The organism is Chryseobacterium endophyticum (assembly GCF_056333165.1).
The window spans coordinates 106,365-125,627 of record NZ_JBWGXE010000003.1; the positions used below are offsets into that span (position 1 = coordinate 106,365).

At 38.3% G+C, this 19,263-nt stretch carries 21 protein-coding genes; 15 read left to right on the forward strand and 6 right to left on the reverse strand.

The window, feature by feature from the left end:
- Window positions 1-94 precede the first annotated feature (94 nt).
- The 3 genes from rimO to AC0N32_RS08605 all read left to right on the forward strand — a co-directional run bounded on the left by rimO (window position 95) and on the right by AC0N32_RS08605 (window position 2,924).
- On the forward strand, window positions 95-1,396 hold the full coding sequence (rimO, locus tag AC0N32_RS08595) for a 30S ribosomal protein S12 methylthiotransferase RimO (RefSeq protein WP_476393447.1): 1,302 nt from the start codon (window positions 95-97) through the stop codon (window positions 1,394-1,396).
- Window positions 1,397-1,576: 180 nt separating this feature from the next.
- Window positions 1,577-2,248 carry a hypothetical protein gene (locus tag AC0N32_RS08600; RefSeq protein WP_476393448.1) on the forward strand — a complete coding sequence of 224 codons (672 nt, stop codon included), beginning with the start codon at window positions 1,577-1,579 and terminating at the stop codon, window positions 2,246-2,248.
- Between the two features lie 304 nt (window positions 2,249-2,552).
- Complete coding sequence (locus AC0N32_RS08605; RefSeq protein WP_476393449.1) at window positions 2,553-2,924, forward strand: septal ring lytic transglycosylase RlpA family protein; 372 nt, start codon at window positions 2,553-2,555, stop codon at window positions 2,922-2,924.
- Between the two features lie 67 nt (window positions 2,925-2,991).
- Here AC0N32_RS08605 and AC0N32_RS08610 read toward each other — a convergent pair whose 3' ends face one another.
- Entirely contained in the window at window positions 2,992-3,756 is a 765-nt protein-coding gene (locus tag AC0N32_RS08610) for an exodeoxyribonuclease III (protein ID WP_476393450.1), read from the reverse strand.
- Window positions 3,753-4,082 carry a helix-turn-helix domain-containing protein gene (locus AC0N32_RS08615; RefSeq protein WP_476393451.1) on the reverse strand — a complete coding sequence of 110 codons (330 nt, stop codon included), beginning with the start codon at window positions 4,080-4,082 and terminating at the stop codon, window positions 3,753-3,755. The genes AC0N32_RS08610 and AC0N32_RS08615 overlap by 4 nt, the downstream gene beginning before the upstream one ends.
- 107 nt (window positions 4,083-4,189) lie before the next feature.
- On the opposite strand from AC0N32_RS08615, the gene AC0N32_RS08620 reads away from it, so the two are divergent.
- Both AC0N32_RS08620 and AC0N32_RS08625 read left to right on the forward strand, forming a co-directional pair.
- Window positions 4,190-4,690: a hypothetical protein gene (locus AC0N32_RS08620; RefSeq protein ID WP_476393452.1), complete on the forward strand. Its 501-nt coding sequence runs from the start codon at window positions 4,190-4,192 to the stop codon at window positions 4,688-4,690.
- Between the two features lie 84 nt (window positions 4,691-4,774).
- Window positions 4,775-5,329, forward strand: coding sequence for a hypothetical protein (locus AC0N32_RS08625; protein ID WP_476393453.1), 555 nt, complete (start codon window positions 4,775-4,777; stop codon window positions 5,327-5,329).
- Between the two features lie 76 nt (window positions 5,330-5,405).
- Here AC0N32_RS08625 and porX read toward each other — a convergent pair whose 3' ends face one another.
- The gene (gene porX, locus AC0N32_RS08630; protein ID WP_476393454.1) at window positions 5,406-6,950 is read right to left on the reverse strand and encodes a T9SS response regulator signal transducer PorX; all 1,545 of its coding nucleotides are present in this window, start codon (window positions 6,948-6,950) and stop codon (window positions 5,406-5,408) included.
- A 217-nt stretch (window positions 6,951-7,167) separates the two neighbouring features.
- Between porX and AC0N32_RS08635 the strand changes: the two genes are divergently transcribed.
- From AC0N32_RS08635 to AC0N32_RS08675, 9 genes are all read left to right on the forward strand, one after another.
- Window positions 7,168-8,379: an HD domain-containing protein gene (locus tag AC0N32_RS08635; protein ID WP_476393455.1), complete on the forward strand. Its 1,212-nt coding sequence runs from the start codon at window positions 7,168-7,170 to the stop codon at window positions 8,377-8,379.
- An 87-nt stretch (window positions 8,380-8,466) separates the two neighbouring features.
- Window positions 8,467-9,498: a UDP-3-O-(3-hydroxymyristoyl)glucosamine N-acyltransferase gene (lpxD, locus tag AC0N32_RS08640; RefSeq protein ID WP_476393456.1), complete on the forward strand. Its 1,032-nt coding sequence runs from the start codon at window positions 8,467-8,469 to the stop codon at window positions 9,496-9,498.
- On the forward strand, window positions 9,491-10,888 hold the full coding sequence (locus AC0N32_RS08645) for a bifunctional UDP-3-O-[3-hydroxymyristoyl] N-acetylglucosamine deacetylase/3-hydroxyacyl-ACP dehydratase (protein WP_476393457.1): 1,398 nt from the start codon (window positions 9,491-9,493) through the stop codon (window positions 10,886-10,888). Before lpxD ends, AC0N32_RS08645 begins: the two co-directional genes overlap by 8 nt.
- Window positions 10,889-11,683 (forward strand): acyl-ACP--UDP-N-acetylglucosamine O-acyltransferase, encoded by a 795-nt coding sequence (gene lpxA / locus AC0N32_RS08650; RefSeq protein WP_089997987.1) that lies wholly within the window; start codon window positions 10,889-10,891, stop codon window positions 11,681-11,683. It begins immediately after the preceding gene.
- Between the two features lie 40 nt (window positions 11,684-11,723).
- On the forward strand, window positions 11,724-12,032 hold the full coding sequence (locus AC0N32_RS08655) for a hypothetical protein (RefSeq protein WP_476393458.1): 309 nt from the start codon (window positions 11,724-11,726) through the stop codon (window positions 12,030-12,032).
- Between the two features lie 15 nt (window positions 12,033-12,047).
- The gene (gene efp / locus AC0N32_RS08660; protein WP_027379799.1) at window positions 12,048-12,614 is read left to right on the forward strand and encodes an elongation factor P; all 567 of its coding nucleotides are present in this window, start codon (window positions 12,048-12,050) and stop codon (window positions 12,612-12,614) included.
- A gap of 147 nt (window positions 12,615-12,761) precedes the next feature.
- On the forward strand, window positions 12,762-13,664 hold the full coding sequence (locus AC0N32_RS08665; protein WP_476393459.1) for a UDP-3-O-(3-hydroxymyristoyl)glucosamine N-acyltransferase: 903 nt from the start codon (window positions 12,762-12,764) through the stop codon (window positions 13,662-13,664).
- Between the two features lie 90 nt (window positions 13,665-13,754).
- Complete coding sequence (gene sucD, locus AC0N32_RS08670) at window positions 13,755-14,627, forward strand: succinate--CoA ligase subunit alpha (protein ID WP_029294782.1); 873 nt, start codon at window positions 13,755-13,757, stop codon at window positions 14,625-14,627.
- Between the two features lie 21 nt (window positions 14,628-14,648).
- Window positions 14,649-15,317, forward strand: coding sequence for an outer membrane beta-barrel protein (locus AC0N32_RS08675; RefSeq protein WP_476393460.1), 669 nt, complete (start codon window positions 14,649-14,651; stop codon window positions 15,315-15,317).
- 87 nt (window positions 15,318-15,404) lie between these two features.
- Here the strand turns inward: AC0N32_RS08675 and AC0N32_RS08680 are convergent, their stop codons facing one another.
- The 3 genes from AC0N32_RS08680 to AC0N32_RS08690 all read right to left on the reverse strand — a co-directional run bounded on the left by AC0N32_RS08680 (window position 15,405) and on the right by AC0N32_RS08690 (window position 18,086).
- Complete coding sequence (locus AC0N32_RS08680) at window positions 15,405-16,715, reverse strand: ABC transporter permease (protein WP_476393461.1); 1,311 nt, start codon at window positions 16,713-16,715, stop codon at window positions 15,405-15,407.
- 2 nt (window positions 16,716-16,717) lie between these two features.
- A complete protein-coding gene (locus AC0N32_RS08685; protein WP_476393462.1) occupies window positions 16,718-17,629 on the reverse strand; it encodes an ABC transporter ATP-binding protein in 912 nt (303 codons plus the stop codon).
- A 106-nt stretch (window positions 17,630-17,735) separates the two neighbouring features.
- The gene (locus AC0N32_RS08690; protein WP_476393463.1) at window positions 17,736-18,086 is read right to left on the reverse strand and encodes a T9SS type A sorting domain-containing protein; all 351 of its coding nucleotides are present in this window, start codon (window positions 18,084-18,086) and stop codon (window positions 17,736-17,738) included.
- A gap of 121 nt (window positions 18,087-18,207) precedes the next feature.
- On the opposite strand from AC0N32_RS08690, the gene hemB reads away from it, so the two are divergent.
- Complete coding sequence (gene hemB / locus AC0N32_RS08695; RefSeq protein WP_476393464.1) at window positions 18,208-19,197, forward strand: porphobilinogen synthase; 990 nt, start codon at window positions 18,208-18,210, stop codon at window positions 19,195-19,197.
- The last annotated feature ends 66 nt before the right edge of the window (window positions 19,198-19,263 follow it).

A 19,263-nucleotide genomic window follows, 5' to 3' on the forward strand; every position in this document is an offset into this window, starting at 1 on the left:
GACAACATTATAAAAAGATCACAAATAAAGTGATCTTTATTTTTTATCCACACTCTTCATTATTTTGTATCTTTGCAAACTCAAAATCAAAAAGATGCGTACAAAATCTGTAGGAAAGAAGAAAATTAATGTAGTAACGCTTGGGTGTTCCAAGAATGTTTATGATTCCGAAGTTTTGATGAGCCAGCTTAAAGCCAATGGTAAAGAAGTTGTTCATGAAGACAGGGGAGATATTGTAGTCATCAATACCTGCGGATTTATAGATAATGCGAAAGAAGAATCGATCAACACCATCCTTGATTATGTAGAAGCTAAAAACAGGGGTGAGGTAGAAAAGGTATTCGTTACCGGTTGCCTGTCTGAACGTTATAAGCCGGATCTGATCAGGGAAATTCCCGACGTAGACCAATATTTCGGTACTCGGGATCTTCCAATTTTATTAAAGCATCTTGGAGCAGATTATAAGCATGAGCTGGTGGGTGAACGTTTAACGACAACGCCTAAGCACTATGCTTATCTCAAAATTTCCGAAGGCTGCGACAGGCCTTGTTCTTTCTGTGCCATTCCGTTAATGAGAGGCGGGCACATTTCCACACCGATAGAGAAACTGGTTTCCGAAGCTCAGAAACTGGCCAAAAAAGGAACCAAAGAATTGATTCTTATCGCCCAGGATCTTACCTATTACGGATTGGATATTTATAAAAAACGTGCACTGGGAAATTTATTAAAGGAATTGGTGAAAGTTGAGGGTATTGAATGGATCCGTCTTCATTATGCTTTCCCAAGCGGTTTCCCGGAGGATGTACTGGATATCATTCGAGAAGAACCCAAAGTGTGCAACTATATCGATATTCCCCTTCAACACATCAATTCAGACTTATTGAAGTCGATGAAAAGAGGAACTACCCATGAAAAAACAAATGCGCTTCTGGCTAAATTCAGAGAGAAAGTTCCTGATATGGCGATACGGACAACACTTATTGTCGGCTACCCTGGTGAGACGGAAGAAATATTCCGGGAGCTGAAAGACTGGGTAAGAGAACAGAAATTCGACAGACTGGGCTGTTTTACCTATTCACATGAAGAAAATACCGGCGCTTATATATTGGAAGATACGATTCCTCAGGAAATAAAAGAAGCAAGGGTAGAGGAAATTATGGAGATTCAGTCCCAGATTTCCTGGGAAAAAAATCAGGAAAAAATCGGAAAAATATATAAATGCATATTCGACAGAAAAGAAGGTAATTATTTCATCGGCAGAACAGAGTTTGATTCACCTGATGTAGATAACACCGTTTTGGTTTCTGCCGAGAATACTTACATTTCTATCGGAGATTTCGCAGATGTTAAAATTACTTCTGCAGAAGAGTTTGATCTCTACGGAGAACTTATTTAGAGATACATATTTATATTATTTTATGATCAAACGGTTATAGCTTGTAAAAGAAAATAATATTAAATTTGCAATGCTCAGGTCTTAAAAATCTAGGATAATGACTATTAAAACCTTTATTATTATGTTTGAATAGCACAAGTAGGTTTTAGTATGAATTAATTAACTTAAATCAAAATACAGATGAAAAAAAAATTTTTAACGGTTGTTATTTTATCATTCTTTGTCACCAATAGCAAAGCTCAGCAGGGACGTGTAGGAATTAATACGACAAGCCCTGCCGCAACTTTGGACATACAGGCTAATACCTCGAATAATTCTTTACCCGATGCGATTCTGGTTCCCCGTATGACAAGGGCTCAACTGGAAGCAAAAAACGCAGCGTACGCAAACGGTACCGGTGCCACAGATCAGAATGGAGCTTTAGTATTTGTGAAAGATGTAACCAGCGGAACAGGAACCGGTAAAACAGCCAATGTAAAAGCAACCGGATTTTATTATTATGATGCTCCCAATGGAGTATGGGCAGCGGTCACTCCAAATCTTAAAGTGGCTGTCGGTACCAGTGAAACGGCTACCAATACGGTAGTAGGAAATTCTCAGGTGTACGCCATCAAAGGTTCTTTTAATGCCAGCGGCACCTCTTCAGCGGTGAGTATCCCTTCGCCCGCAGGCATGACGGCACTTTATTCCATTACCATTTATAAAGCGGGTTCGGGAATGGTTTACGACAAAAGCCTGTATTCTTATAATATCTCAGCAGGGTCTGGTAATAATGCTGTAACCGGCTCACCTGATATGTCTGTCATTTATCCGAATGGAGAATATTATTATGTTATGGAATATCTCAAATAAGAAATAATATTATAAGCATATTAAATTAGTGAAATCGCTATAGATGATAATGTTTAAATAATTGAATATTAGTAATTTAAATATTATATATTTAATATTTACCATAGAAACAAGTTAATTTTGTTAACTTTTTAACATTAAATTTAACACTTTTTAACAATATGATTTATATGATTGATTTACAAATATTTAAATAAAATATTAACATAAAATTTTACTTTTATTAACTTTTATTAACATTTAAAATAGGCTCGTTAAAAGAATCCTGATACATTTGCCCAGTCAAAACCAATAAAAGTTCAAAATGATGAAAAGATTCATTCTCGTAATCATAATGATGATTTCAACCCTGGGTATTTATTCATTCAAAATGAGTACCATAGATGCGAAAAAAACAAGTTATGCATCGTACTACCACGATAAATTTAACGGTAGAAAAACAGCAAGCGGAGAAATTTTTGATAATGCAAAGTTTACCGCAGCTAACAGAACGCTTCCTTTTGGAACAAACATTAAGGTAACCAACCTGAACAATGGTAAAGAGGTGATTGTGAAAATTAATGATAGAGGACCTTACCATTCGTCAAGAGCTTTGGACATGTCTAAAGCTGCGTTCGATGAAATCGGAGATACCGATCGTGGTACCATTCCGGTGGAATATGAAATTGTCGATTAATTTTATGATTTAAATTAACAAAAAGCCAACTGTAAAGTTGGCTTTTTCGTTTTTTATCTGATAAATGCTAAAGATTAATTTCTACAAGCGCCGGACAATGATCGGAGTGTACCGCTTCTTTCAGAATAACTGCTCTGCTGAGATTCTCTTTTAAAGTGTATGAGGTGAAAGTATAATCAAGTCTCCAGCCTTTGTTTTTTGCCCTGGAATTTTGTCTGTAGCTCCACCATGTATAGTGGTCAGGTTCATTATTAAAAAACCTGAAGCTATCTATCAGTTCACATTCGTTAATAAAATCGGTCATCCATTCTCTTTCCATCGGTAAGAAACCTGAGACATTTTTCAAACGGACCGGATCATGTATGTCAATCGCTTCATGGCAGATATTGAAGTCTCCGGAAATGATAAGATTCGGGATTTCTTTTTTCAGATTTTTGATATATGCTAAAAAGTCGTGGCAAAACTGCATTTTAAACTCCAGCCTTTCAATATTCGACGCAGAGGGTACATAGACCGATATCGCAGAAAAGCCGTCAAAATCGGCACGTATGATCCTTCCTTCATTATCATAGCTCTCGATGCCACAACCATATTCTACATGGTGAGGCTTTATTTTTGAGGCTATTCCGACGCCGCTGTATCCTTTTCGTACCGCCGAATGCCAATAGCTGTAGTACCCCAGCTTTTCAAGGCTTGCGATATCAATCTGGTCGTTTCCCGCCTTGCTTTCCTGAATACAGATCACATCCGGATCAGCTGATTTTAGCCAACCCAGGAAATCCTTCGTAAAAGCCGCCCTGATTCCGTTGACGTTGTATGTAATCAGTTTCATGCCACTATATTATTAAGAAATTCTCTTAAAAAAATAATTTCTTCTTTAAGAGATGTAATATGCTCTTTTTCTTGTTGCGTCATTATATCTTTTTGTACCAAATCATTAATATTGTGAATGGTATCATTTTTTTCTCCAAATAATAAAGAAATACTTATATCAAGGACTTCGGCAATTTTTTCTATCTTAGGAATATTAAGCCTCCTGTCGTCTTTTTCTAATCTTCCATAATTGCTTTGGGAAATATTTAATTCATAAGCCATCAATTCTTGTGTGATCCCTTTTTCTTCTCTCAGTTTTTTGATTCTAGATCCAATATTATTCACGGTATAGATATTTATATTCGTAAAAATACTTAAAATATTCACATTACATATTGTTTTTAATTTTTTATCACATATTTTTGAAATGTTAAACAAATAAAAATTATATTATGAAAATTAAAATTTTCTTGAGTGCATTTGCTTTGTCATTAGGAATGATTGCTTGTAGTGACAGGGCAGAAGGAGAAATTACAACAAATAATCATCAGGAAAAAAATGCTCCTTCCTTAAATAAGATCGACAAAGGAAGTATTTCTTTTACTTTCAGATTAGGAAGAGTTTCCAAAAACTGTGGAGGTTTTGGAGTTTGTGAACTGTCTGCTTTAGGAGTAACTATTGTACAAGGTCCTGTACACATTACGGTATCTCATGATCTCGATCCTGAAGCTCCTGATTTTTCTTTAAATGGTGCTTATAAGCTTAATTCTGCTGAAGAACTTAATGCTGCAAGAGAACTTAATGGAGACGGTGATACCACATTTTACATAGATCAGGATTTTTACTCTTCAGATGAAGATGGGGACAAGTATTTATTTCATAAGGGAGCGTACGAATTTGATCCGTCTATTGGAGAATTCGGTGGTTATGCAATTGATGTAACCCAACTATAGTATAATTATTAACTTTATATTCTGAGAATGTTTATTTTTTTTGGAAAACTAAGATTTTTTGTTCTTATATTTTTCCTTTGTTTTATGAAAAGTTTTTCTCAAACAGCCATTGAAAAATGCAAATTACCTCAATCACATTACGAAAAAATTTATTCCGTAACGTCTGAGGATGTGAAGTGTCTTGCAGAAAACTCTGATCAGCCTAATACACTTTTTTTTACTTTTGGGAGTTGGTGTGCGCCTTGCATCTACCATATACCCACTTTTTTTGTAATAAAGAAATTTTATAATGTCGATCTGTATGTTTTATTGGTTGATCCTGAAAATCATCATTTAACAAAGGAATCAAGAGATATGGTTTTAGAGGCTTATCCTGATGCAAAAATTCTTGTCATTAAAGATATCGAAGGTAGAGGAAAATCAAAAAAATACAAGGATTTTCTAACAAAGATAACTCCGGCAAAATTTGAGATGGTCGATGATATGTCAAAATATATTGTATTGAACCAAAAAGGAGAAATACAATTAGTCACCAACTATAAAGATTCAAAGAATGATCCCGATTGGAAAGATGATAAACCAATGGTGAAAAGGATTGTTTTGCCTTTACTGGAGAAAAAAGAAACTGAAACAAAATAATAAAGTAAACAAAAATTGAAAAAACTCCACAGTAATTTGTGGAGTTTTTTTATTATAGGCAAGAAAATTAATTATATTATTTCGGTTCCAGTACGCTTATCGGAATAATGCACTCTTCCAGTGAGATGCCGCCATGCTGATAGGTTTCTTTATAATAATTCACAAAATGATTGTAATTTTTAGGATAGGCCAGGAAAATATTGTTTTTCGCAAAAATATATTTAGAGCTTAAATTTCCTTTTGGAAGAAACAATTTTTCAGGATTGGTAATAGCCCAGACATCATTATCGTTATACGTTAAGCTTTTCCCGGTTTTATATCTGATGTTGGTAGACGTTTCCCGGTCACCCACCACTTTGCTCGGCTTTTTCACATAAACGGTTCCGTGATCGGTCGTAATAACAAGCTTAAAGCCGTTTTCAGCGGCAATCTTAATGATCTTCATGAGTGATGAATTCTCAAACCAGTTTAAAGTAAGCGATCTGAAAGTCTTATCATCACGGATCAGCTGATCTACAATATGATTGTCGGTTTTTGCATGAGAAAGAATGTCGATGAAGTTGTACACAATTACAAGCAGGTCATTGTTTTTGTGTTGATTAAAATCATCGTATATCTTTCGTTCAAAATCTGCATTCAGGACTTTAAGGTACTTCATAGATTTGGAACCAAGTCCGATTCTTTTCATCTGATCTTCCAGGAAATCACGTTCGTATTCATTTTTATTTCCTTCCTCGTTGTCATTGAACCATTTGTCCGGAAAACGTTTTTCAATCTCGGAAGGCATAAGGCCGGCGAAGAAAGAATTTCTCGCATACTGGGTGGCCGTAGGAAGAATGCTGTAATAATAATCTTCAGAAATTTTATTGTAATATTTTGTGAATAACGGTTCGATCACTTTCCACTGGTCGTAGCGAAGATTATCAACCATCAGAAGCAAAACTTTATCCTTTTCAACTTCAGGTTTTACCCTTTCTTTAAAAAGGGTGTGGCTCATCATGGGCTTGTCGGAGTCATGAAGCCAGTCTTCATAATTGTTTTCAATAAATTTGGCAAACTGAATATTGGCCTCTTCCTTCTGCGATTGTAAAAGATCGGCAAATTCGTTGTCCGTAACTTTATCAAACTTTATTTCCCAATTCAGGATTTTTTTATAATACTCTGCCCATTCCTGATAAGTTCTGAGGTAAGACAGCTCCATAGAAAGGTTTCTGAACTCCTGCTGATACTGAAGAATGGTCTTCTGTTCCACAAGATTATCCTCTTGCAGGTTTTTCTTTAATGAAAGCAGAATCTGATTGGGGTTTACAGGTTTTAAAATATAATCTGCAATCTGGGAGCCGATGGCTTCCTCCATGATGTGTTCTTCTTCACTTTTTGTCACCATTACGATCTTCAAGGAATTATCCTTATCCTTAATCATGGGAATGGCTTCAAGGCCCGATATTCCGGGCATATTTTCATCAATAAGTGTTAATGCGAATTTTTCAGAATCCATCAGTTCCAAAGCCTCGTTGACATTGTTTACGGGAGTTACCTGATATCCCTTTTTTTCAAGGAATACAATGTGAGGTTTTAGAAGGTCGATTTCATCATCTATCCATAATATCTTTTCCGACATAAAATTATTTTTTTACATGGTTATTGTATCAAATTGCCGACCAATTCAAATTAAAATCTGCCAAAATGAACACCTGTAAAGTTAAATATAAGTTAATGAAAAACGGCAATATTTAAGCATATTTATTCATGCTGAATCTTTACGGAATTTTTAGTAGTCATTTGACCGGGGCTCAATTTTAAAATCGCTAAATTTGTTTACTAATTCAGACGTTTCAATGCAGAATAAACTCAAAATCATCAACGATCCTGTTCACGGTTTTATAAAAATCCCACACGAAATTTTATTTGATATCATTGAGCATCCTTATTTCCAGAGATTAAGAAGAATCGGGCAGACGGGACTTTTGAACCTCATTTTTCCCGGTGCTACCCATACGCGTTTCCATCATGCCCTGGGAGCCATGCATCTGATGTTTACAGCGTTGGAAACACTGAAGCAGAAAGGGATAAGCATTTCGCCCGAAGAAGAGAAAGGAGCCATGCTCGCCATTTTAATGCATGATATTGGCCACGGTCCCTTTTCGCATGCGCTGGAGTGTATGCTGATGGATGACTGGCATCATGAAAATCTTTCCTTATTGCTGATGAATAGACTGAATGACGAGTTTAAAGGAGAGCTTTCCTGTGCTATTGAAATGTTCCGGGGAAAATATCATCGTAAATTTTTTAATCAGCTTATTTCTTCCCAGCTCGATGTAGACCGTCTCGATTATCTTAAACGCGACAGTTTTTTTACAGGAGTTTCGGAAGGAAGTATCAATACACAGCGTATTATCTCAATGATGAATGTCTGTGAAGAAGGAGAACTTGTTATTGATGCTAAAGGTGTTTATTCAATTGAAAATTTTTTAACGGCCAGGATGTTTATGTACTGGCAGGTGTATTATCATAAAACATCGGCTCTTGCAGAGTTTATTTTGGTGAAAATTCTTGAACGGGCAAAATATCTTGTTTCACATGGAGTGGATTTGCCTGCCGGTGAAAATCTCAGATATTTCCTGCACAGGGAAAAGGGTGCGGCTACCGATGAAGATGTGAAAAGATTTACCCAACTTGACGACAATGATATCATTCAGGCCATGAAATCTTGGCAGAATGCTGACGATAAAATATTGTCATACTGGTGCAAGTGTGTGATCCAGAGAAATCTCCCGAAGACCATTATTTCGTCTCATCCTTTTGATAAAGAATTTATTAAGAAAAAAGTAAAAAAGACCAACGATTTATTCGGAATCGATAATGGTGAAGAATTGGTACACGAAATCAAAAGAAAGCTCATTCCTTATAACACCAAAAAACAGCCGATTTACCTGCTCCCTAAAAACGGAAAAAAAATAAGACTAGAGGAGTCGGAAGATCAGCTTTTGTCAGGGCTTATGGTCAATAAAACCACGCGGTATATCCTTACTTTTCCACGGGATATTTAGGATGCCAATTCTTAAATATTATTAAAATTTAATTTCCCAAAACTAAAAAATGTTTGCGAATTACAGAATTTCTTATCTTTGCAGAATATGGAATTCACAGCTTCGCAAATTGCAAGTTTTATCGACGGAAAAATAATAGGTGACGAGAATGCACTTATTACTGGAGTTTCACCTATTGAAGGCGGGGAAACTGGACATCTTTCTTTTATAGCACAAGATCGATTTACGCATTATTTAGATACCTCAAAATGCTCCGTTATCATTGTTTCAGAAGATCTTTTGACCAGAGACTCTTACGATCCCACGATTATAGCCGTAAAGGATGCTTATCTTTCTTTTCAGGTATTAATGAACCTTTATCAGGAAATGCAGGGCAGAAAAGAAGGGGTTGAGAACGGATCTTCAATACATGATACTGCCGTCATCGGTGATAAAGTTTATATTGGTGCCTTTACTTACGTTTCAGAAAAAGCAAAAATAGGGGAGGGATCGCAGATTTATCCGCAGGTTTACATTGGAAAAGGTGTGAAGATCGGTAAAAACTGTAAAATAGACAGTGGAGCGAGGATTTACGACTACTGTATTATCGGAGACAACTGCGTGATTCATTCCAATACCGTAATCGGAGGTGACGGGTTCGGTTTTCAGCCCACTCAGGAAGGATTTAAAAAAATTCCTCAATTGGGTAATGTAATCATTGAAGATGACGTGGAAATAGGCTCAAACTGCAGTATAGACAGAGCCACCATCGGTTCTACCATTATCGGGAAAGGGACTAAGATTGATAACCTTATCCAGATTGCCCATAATGTGAAAATCGGTAAAAATAACGTTATTGCAGCACAGGCCGGAATTGCAGGCTCTACCACCATCGGCGACTGGAACCAGATTGGCGGCCAGGTAGGCATCGTTGGTCATATCAAAATAGGAAATCAGGTGAAAATCCAGGCCCAGAGCGGCGTGAATTCAAGCGTGAATGACAGGGAAACCCTGTACGGTTCACCGGCCATCAGCTACAATGATTACCTGAGAAACTACATTCATTTCAGAAACTTTACTGAAATCGTTAACAGAATAAACAATCTTGAGAATAACTCAAAAGATAAAACTAATGAGTGATATGCAAAAAACGCTTCAGCAAGAAGTAACACTTTCCGGAATCGGACTTCACACTGGTAAAGAAGTAAAACTTACCATGAAACCTGCAAAGGAAAATACGGGTTTTGTTTTCGTTAGAACAGATCTGGAAGGCCATCCTCAGGTAGAAGCAGATGTCAACTATGTAGTCGCAACAGAAAGAGGAACGACATTAGAGAAATTGGGAGTGAAAATTACCACTTGCGAGCATCTTTTAGCAGCCCTTGTAGGTTGTGATATCGATAATGCCATTCTGGAAATGGATGCTTCCGAACCTCCGATTTTGGATGGTTCTTCAAAATACTTTGTTGAGGCTATCGAAAGTGTTGGCGTGGTAGAGCAGAACATCGCAAGAGAATATCTGGTCGTAAAAGAAGTGCTTACGTACAGCGATCCCGCAACGGGATCCGAGATCACTATTATTCCTTCCGATACTTACGAAGTAACCACCATGGTAGATTTCGGGACTAAAGTTCTGGGAACCCAGAATGCTACCCTTAAAAATATTTCCGAATTTAAAGATGAAATCTCTTCGGCAAGAACATTCAGTTTCCTGCATGAGCTTGAAATGCTTTTAGACCACGGTCTTATCAAAGGTGGGGATATCTCAAACGCGATCGTTTACGTAGATAAAGATCTTACCCCGGAAACAACAGAAAAACTTAAGAAAGCTTTCGGTAAAGACAATGTTTCCATAAGATCAAACGGAATTCTTGATAATTTAAATTTAAACTACCCTAATGAAGCGGCGAGACACAAATTACTGGATGTAATAGGTGATCTGGCTTTGGCGGGAGTTAAAATAAAAGGCAAGGTAATTGCCAATAAACCGGGACATTACGTGAATACGCAGTTTGCCAAGAAGCTGAACCGTCAGTGGAAACTGCAGAAAAAGAAAAATGTTCCCGATTTTGATCTGACCAAAGAACCTGTTTTCGATATCAACGGAATTATGAGACTGATGCCTCACAGACCTCCGTTTTTATTAATTGATAAAATTCTTGAACTTTCCGATTCTCATGTGGTAGGATTGAAAAATGTTACCATGAACGAACCTTTCTTCGTAGGACATTTCCCGAAAGAACCCGTAATGCCGGGAGTATTACAGGTAGAAGCGCTGGCACAGACCGGAGGAATTCTTGTACTGGCCAGTGTTCCGGATCCTGAAAATTACTCTACCTATTTTATAAAAATCGATAAAGTAAAATTCAAAAGAAAAGTGGTTCCGGGAGATACGATCATTTTCAAGATTGAATTGATCGAGCCTATCAGAAGAGGGATTGTCCACATGCAGGGCTACGGCTATGTAGGAGATACTATTGCGGTGGAAGCAGAATTAATGGCCCAAGTTGCAAAAAATAAAGTTGATTAAATGATCCATCAATTAGCAGCCGTAGATAAGCGTGCGAAAATCAGCAAAAATGTAATCGTAGAACCTTTTACTACCATTGCAGGAGATGTGGAAATCGGAGAAGGAACCTGGATCGGGCCTAACGTTACCATTATGGATGGAGCTAGAATCGGTAAAAACTGCAGGATTTTTCCGGGAACGGTAATTTCGGCGATCCCTCAGGATTTAAAATTCGATGGTGAAGATACTCAGGTGATCATCGGTGACGAGACCACTATCAGAGAGTGCGTTACCGTAAACAGGGGCACGAAAGCCCTTGGATTTACAAAAATCGGAAAAAACTGCCTGATTATGGCAACTTCACATATTGCGCACGACTGTGTTATCGGAGATCATGTGATCATCGTAAACGGTTGCGGGATTGCAGGTCACGTGGAAATCGGAGATTATACAGTGATGGGTGGCCTTTCCGCTGTACATCAGTTTGGCAAAATAGGAAAACATGTGATGATTTCCGGAGGTACTTTGGTGAGAAAGGATATTCCGCCTTATGTGAAAGTGGCGAGAGAACCGATGTCTTATGCAGGAATCAATTCCGTGGGATTGAGAAGGAGAGGGTTTACCAACGAAAAAATATTTGAAATCCAGAAAATCTACAGAGCGATTTTCCAGATGAAAATGAATGTTTCTCAGGCTATTTCTCATATTGAAAAAGAAATGCTTCCTACTGCAGAAAGAGATGAGATCCTTCAGTTTATCCAGAATTCCCCGAGAGGAATCGTGAAAGGCTACGGAACCGGTAAAGACAGTAACTAACCATACCAAAATACCAATGAAAATTTTAATCTTACTTATTATGCTATCAGCGAATTCCTTGTTTGGGCAGCAAACGGAAGGATTAAAAACAGAGAAAACCACGAAGACTTCCATCATGGAAAGAAAAATCCCTGATAAGTCTAAGGACAGTCTCGCCAAAAGTAATTTTAATTCTATCCTGAAGCAAAAGGATAATTCAAATTCTATTTTTGGTACGGCCAATCAATACAACTCTGAAATTCAGATGAATGTAAACAAACTGCAGAATAATGTGAATACATTCAACAGCAATACATTCAACAGAACAGCTCCGCAGGGACGGGGAATACAAGTTTATAAAAGTAAATAATTATATATAAAATTAATGGCAACAAGTAACGATATCAGAAAAGGGCTTTGCATTGAGTACAGCAACGATATTTATAAAGTTATCGAATTCCTTCACGTAAAACCGGGAAAAGGTCCTGCTTTCGTTAGAACAAAACTAAAATCCGTGACCAACGGAAAAGTAATTGATAATACTTTCTCCGCAGGGCACAAAATCGACGAAGTAAAAGTAATCACCAGAAAATATCAGTATCTGTATGATGATGAAAACGGTTTTCACTTTATGAATAACGACGATTTCTCTCAGCTTTACCTTAATAAAGAAATGATTGAAAACTCAAACCTTATGAAAGCTGGTGAAGAAGTTACCATCATCCTTAAAGAAGCCGATGAAACGCCTCTTTCAGCAGAATTGCCACAGTCTGTTTATCTTGAAGTGGTGGAAGCTGATCCTGGAGTAAAAGGAAACACCGCTACCAATGCTCTCAAAAACGCGATCGTTGAAACCGGGGCAAGAGTAATGGTACCTTTATTCATAGAGCCGGGTGACAAAATTAAAGTAAGCACAGAAGATGGTTCTTACCTGGAAAGAGTTAAAGAATAATTTCTAATACAATCTATAAAAATTCGGTCTGCATCTGCACTCCGAATTTTTGTTTTATAAAAGCATCAGCAGGTTCAGGAAGGAAACGGTTTAAAAACTGAACGAAACAGTCTGATCAACATTAATTATTTAAGCATCATTAAAAATATGAAGTTTCATCAGCCACAAAAATTAAAAACCATTGCCGGAATTATCGGTGCAAGATTCGTTGGTCCTGAGGATTTTGAAGTGTTGGGTACCAATGAGATTCACATGGTAAAACCGGGCGATATTGTTTTTGTAAATCATCCTAAATATTACGATAAAGCATTACATTCTGCCGCTACCATCATCCTGATTGATAAGGAAGTGGATTGCCCCGAAGGTAAAGCACTTTTGGTTTCAGATGATCCGTTCAGGGATTTCAACAGGATCAATACCCATTTTACGAGGATCTACAACTTTACGGAAGAGCTTCACGATGTTGAAATAGGCGAAGGAACACAAGTTCATCATTCGACAGTAATCGGCAACAATGTCAAAATCGGAAAGAATACCCTCATTTTTCCGAATGTAGTCATTGGCGACCGCACGGTTATCGGCGATAATGTGGTTATTCAGTCAAATACCGTTTTGGGGGGCGACGCTTTTTATTACAGAAAATTAAATGGAAATTTTGATAGGCTAATCTCTGTTGGAAATGTGGTCATCGAAAACAATGTCGAAATCGGAAACGGCTGTACCATCGACAGAGGGGTTACCGATTCTACCGTCATTGGCGAAGGCTCGGTGTTGGACAATCAGATCCAGATCGGCCATGATACCGTGATCGGTAAAAAATGCCTGATTGCTTCACAGGTGGGAATTGCAGGCTGCTGCGTGATCGGTGATGAAGTGACCATTTGGGGGCAGGTGGGAATGGCTTCCGGCAATAAAGTGGCCAGCGGAACCGTCCTCCTGGGAAAAACCGGCGTGAACAGAGATCTTGAAAAAGGTACCTACATCGGAATGTTTGCAGAAGATTTTAAAACTTACCTCAAGAAAGAAGTCAAACTGAGAAATCTCAAATAAACAAATTGTTTAGATTTATCTTTAATCAAAGAAATTTAATTAAATTTGTGTGCATTAAAAAATTAGTAAATAAATTAAATAAATAATAAAATGTCAATTTTAGTAAACAAAGATTCTAAAGTAATTGTACAAGGATTTACGGGGAACGAAGGTACTTTCCACGCAAGCCAGATGATCGAATACGGAACCAATGTAGTAGGGGGAGTTACTCCGGGAAAAGGAGGAAGCGAGCACCTTGGGAAACCGGTATTCAATACAGTAGCTGACGCTGTGGCAAAAGCCGGAGCAAACGTAAGTATCATTTTCGTACCTCCTGCATTTGCGGCTGATGCTATCATGGAAGCTGCGGAAGCAGGCATTAAAGTGATCGTATGTATTACTGAAGGGATTCCTGTAGCAGATATGGTAAAAGTAAAATCTTACATTGCCGACAGAGACTGCAGATTAATCGGTCCGAACTGCCCTGGAATCATTACTTCTGAAGAAGCTAAAATTGGTATTATGCCAGGTTTCGTTTTCAAAAAAGGTAAAGTAGGTATCGTTTCCAAATCAGGAACTCTTACTTATGAAGCTGCTGATCAGGTAGTAAGAGCCGGTTTCGGTATCTCTACAGCGATCGGTATCGGTGGAGACCCAATTATTGGAACTACTACCAGAGAAGCTTTGGAATTATTCATCAATGATCCTGAAACTGAAGCTGTCGTGATGATCGGTGAGATCGGTGGAGGTCTTGAGGCAGAAGCTGCAAGATGGTACAAAGCCAGCGGTTCTACCAAGCCTGTTGTAGGTTTCATCGCAGGGCAGACGGCTCCTAAAGGAAGAACGATGGGTCACGCAGGTGCTATCGTTGGTGGTGCTGAAGACACAGCTCAGGCCAAGATGGAGATCATGCGCGAAAACGGTATCAATGTAGTAGATTCCCCTGCTGACATTGGTGTTACCGTGGCTAAGGTATTAGCATAATTTTTTTTTAAAACATATGATATGAAAAAATTTTTATTGGCCTCTGGCCTAATGTTTTCTGCGTGGTCTTTTGCACAGATAGACTTCAGCAGTACAAGATTCGGAGCAACTGCCGGTGCCAACCTTTCAGCGGTTAGAAATGCTCACAATCCCTCAGGAACAAGGTTTACGATGCAGTTTGGAGCTTTGGCTCTGGTACCCATCGGAAGTGAGAATCAGTTCTTTCTTCAGCCTGAAATTCAATATTTCGGAGCAGGAGAAACAGGTAAAGATCGCGATGCGAAAGGGTTGGATGGCTACAAAGCCGTATACGCAAATGATTATTTGAGTGTACCGGTGAGCCTGAAAGCTTATTTCTCTGAAGCAGAGTCGGAATTCTTTGGATTGGTAGGGCCGAGATTTAATTTCTTAATAAGCCAGAGAGTAAAAAATGCTCCTGCAGCCAGGCCTTATTATGATCCGGATGTGACGGTCTCGTCTTTACCTAATGTAAACGGAAAAGCCAACAAGTTTAACTTTGGATTTGGGTTAGGATTCGGATACAGCTACAAAAGGCAGGTGGAATTGGTCGGCAGATATGATTTTGGACTTTCCAATACGTATCCTGGCCTTGATCACGAGCCGGACGGATCTACAAAGAGTAAGTCTGAACAGGTTCTCAGTTTAAGTGTAAACTATATTTTCAGATAAGGAAATAGTTAGGATAATTGAAAAGAAATCCCGAAGCTCTGCTTCGGGATTTCTTATTTATAGATGAGGTTAAAATTTAATGGCAACTTATCCTTTAATCCATTTCCAGATCTCTTTAAGGGTTGCTTTATTTCCGTACATCAAAATTCCTACCCTGTATATTTTTCCTGCAACGAAAATCATAAAAACAGTAGTTGCCAGGAGCAGTGCAATAGATAAGGCGATCTGCCAGGCCGGGACCCCGAAAGGTATCCTTGCAATCATCGCTACAGGCGAGGTAAAAGGAATAATCGACAGCCAGAACCCAAGTGGGCCGTCAGGATTGTTCATCAGTGAAAAGCTTCCGTACATTCCCAGCATCAACGGGAGGATGGCAAACAGAGTGAATTGCTGCGTTTCGGTCTCGTTGTCCACTGCAGAACCAATAGCGGCATAAATGGAGCTGTAAAAGATATATCCCAAAAGAAAAAATACGATAAATACGAAGATAATCAGCGGAAAGTTAAGTTCAAGAAGACTGTGGGAAATCTGGGTGGCAATTTGAGCAACATCAAGCTTGCTGGCGAGTTCTTCGTTTCCTCCGGGAATATTTTTCTGAAGAGAAGAGAATCCGGTATTCAACACCAGAGCGCCTATGACGGACATCGTAATCCAGACAATAAACTGTGTCAGCGCCACCAGTGTTACGCCCAGGATTTTCCCCATCATCAGCTCAAATGGTTTTACTGAAGAAATAATGATCTCTACCACACGATTGTTTTTCTCTTCCAAAACACTGCGCATTACCCTTACACCATAAATGATGATAAACATAAACGTCACGTACATCAGAAGAATGCTCAGTCCGCTTTTAACACCAAAGCCAAGATCCGAATCTTCTTTATTGTTTTCAGAAACATTAATCGTTTTCAGGGTAAAGCCTTTGTCAAGGTTGATCAGCTGTGACTCAGCAATGCCCAACTGCTTGATCTTTTCTTTTTTAATAACATCCGTAATGTCTGAAACGATTTTCTGCTTTGTGTCGAAACCTATTTTATTGTTAATGACAAGTCTCGTGTTTTTTTGAAGATCATCAAAGTTTTTATTTTTGAGCTCAGGTAATATTAAAATGCCGTCCAGCGATTCATTGCCTTTCAGAGTATTGATTTTTGACTTCTCATCAGCCGCGGAAACAAAAATATAGCTCAGCTTATCGGAAGATTTTAGCTTGTCGGTAAACATTCCGCTTTTATCGACAACTTCAATAACGCTGTGCGATTCGTTGGCTTTAAACATCAGCCCGATGACAGATCCGAAAGCGATCAGAAGGATAGGCGCCAGAATGGTAAGTATAATAAAAGACTTCTTCTTAACCTGCGTAAGGAATTCTCTTTTTGTAATTAAAAAAATGTTGTTCATAACTAAAAGTTGCTGCTTACGGCATTAATAAAAACTTCATTCATACTCGGAATCTTCTCCTCAAATGAACGTACTTTTCCAACCTGTACAAGATCCAGAAGAATATGATTTTGATTGGATTCATTTTTTAAATCAAATGAAACAAGATTGTTTTCACTCATAACGTTGAAAATCTCATACTTCCTCTTAAAATTTTCAAGCTGAGTATCATCTGTTTCGGAAAGGGTAATCCCGAATATATTTTTCTTGAATTTTTCCCGGACATCAAAAACCCGACCGTCTATGATTTTTTTTGAATTGTCGATGAGCGCAACATAATCGCACATTTCCTCTACACTTTCCATACGGTGGGTTGATAAAATGATCGTTGTACCGTTGTTTTTCAGATCGATAATCTGGTCTTTAATAAGATTGGCATTTACCGGATCAAAACCTGAGAAAGGCTCATCAAGGATAAGTAAATTGGGCCTGTGAAGTACCGTTACCACAAACTGGATTTTCTGGGCCATCCCTTTTGAAAGTTCAGAGAGCTTTTTCTTCCACCACTGGTCGATGTGAAGTTTATCAAACCATTTTTTTGCTTCATTTAAAGCATCGTTTTTGCTCATTCCTTTAAGCTCGCCGAAGTAAAGAAGCTGGTCGCCAACCGTCATGTTTTTGTATAAACCTCTTTCTTCAGGCATGTAGCCGATATCTTTAATGTGGTCAGGATTCAGTTTTTGACCATTGATGGTAATTTCTCCGGAATCTGCCTGTGTGATCTGGTTGATGATTCGGATAAATGACGTTTTACCGGCTCCGTTCGGACCTAAAAGACCATAGACGCTGCCTTTCGGTACATGAATACTAAAGTCGTCCAGGGCAACTTTCTTACCGGCACTGTAGGTCTTTCTGATATGTTCAGCTTTTAGCATTAAATTGTTTTTACTGATTAGTATGAAAAAGTCCCGAAAGTTACGGAATTATTGAAAACAGAATTAATCTAAAAGAAAAAATCCTGATGTGATCATCAGGATTGAATTATTGTTTTACGATTTGTGTAACCTTCATGGTGTTGTCACTCAAAATATATCGGATCAGATATTTGCCGGGTTTCAGTTTTTCAATATTGATTTCCCCGGAGTTCATATTCACCGAATAATTGGCGACCTGCGTTCCTAAGATGGAATAGAAGATCACATTTTTAATTTTAAGATTTGAGTCCTTTGCCTTTACGATCAGAAAATCCTTGGCAGGATTCGGATAGGCTACAAGAACCCCGTCATCAGATTTCTGTGAAAATGCTGACAGCTCTTTTATCTGAGCTTTAACATTGTTGGAAAAACCAACAAAAGCGCCTAAAAAGATAAATAAAAGTAAAAGTTTTTTCATCAAATTACAATTTCTATAAATATATTAAAACAAAAATAAACAATTCTACAATCTCCCGCAATACTTTTTTATTTAAGTTGTAGTAAATTTGTATTAAATTTTATTCAAAAAGTATTCCAAAATGATACATTCAAGAAACAGAAGGCTGAGGGTAAATGAATCTGTAAGAAGCCTGGTAAGAGAATGCACGCTTACCACGAGTGATTTCGTAATGCCGATCTTTGTGATGGAGGGCGAAAATAAAGAAGAACCAATCGGGTCGATGCCCGGAATTTTCAGGAGAAGCATTGATCTCACGGTGAAAGAATGTAAGGAATTATTTTCTTTAGGGGTAAAAGCAGTAAACCTGTACATGAAAGTTTCAGATCATCTCAAAGATAACACGGGTAAAGAAGCCTGGAACAGAGACGGATTGATGCAGAATACCATAAGAGCGATAAAAGATGCTGTTCCGGAAATGGTGATCATGCCGGATGTCGCGCTGGACCCTTATTCGATCTACGGACATGACGGGATTATTGAAAATGGCAAGATCGTAAATGATGCCACCAATGATGCCCTGGCCAGAATGTCCGTTTCCCATGCTGAAGCAGGTGCAGACATCGTGGCGCCAAGCGATATGATGGACGGAAGAGTGCAGGTCATTCGTGAAGCGCTGGAAGAAAGCGGCTTTACGGATGTAGGAATTTTGAGCTATGCGGCAAAATATGCCAGTTCTTTCTATGGGCCTTTCAGAAGTGCTTTAGACAGCGCTCCCAAAGACAATATGGAAATTCCCAAAGACAAAAAGACTTATCAGATGGATTTTCATAATTCCCGGGAAGCACTTAACGAAGTTTTCAAGGATATCGAAGAAGGGGCAGATATCATCATGATAAAACCGGGACTTCCTTATCTGGATGTCGTTTCGAAAGTTCGTGAAACCATTGATCTGCCGATCGCCGTATACAATGTGAGCGGAGAATATGCCATGGTAAAAGCTGCCGCACAGAACGGATGGCTGGATAATGATAAAACGATCATCGAAAGCCTTACATGCTTTAAAAGAGCCGGCGCAGATATGATCTTCACTTATTTTGCCAAAGAAGCGGCCATGATTTTAAACAGATAATCTATAAACAATAAAAACACCTCACTTGGGGTGTTTTAAATTTTAGGTTTGTGTAAAGTAAAACGT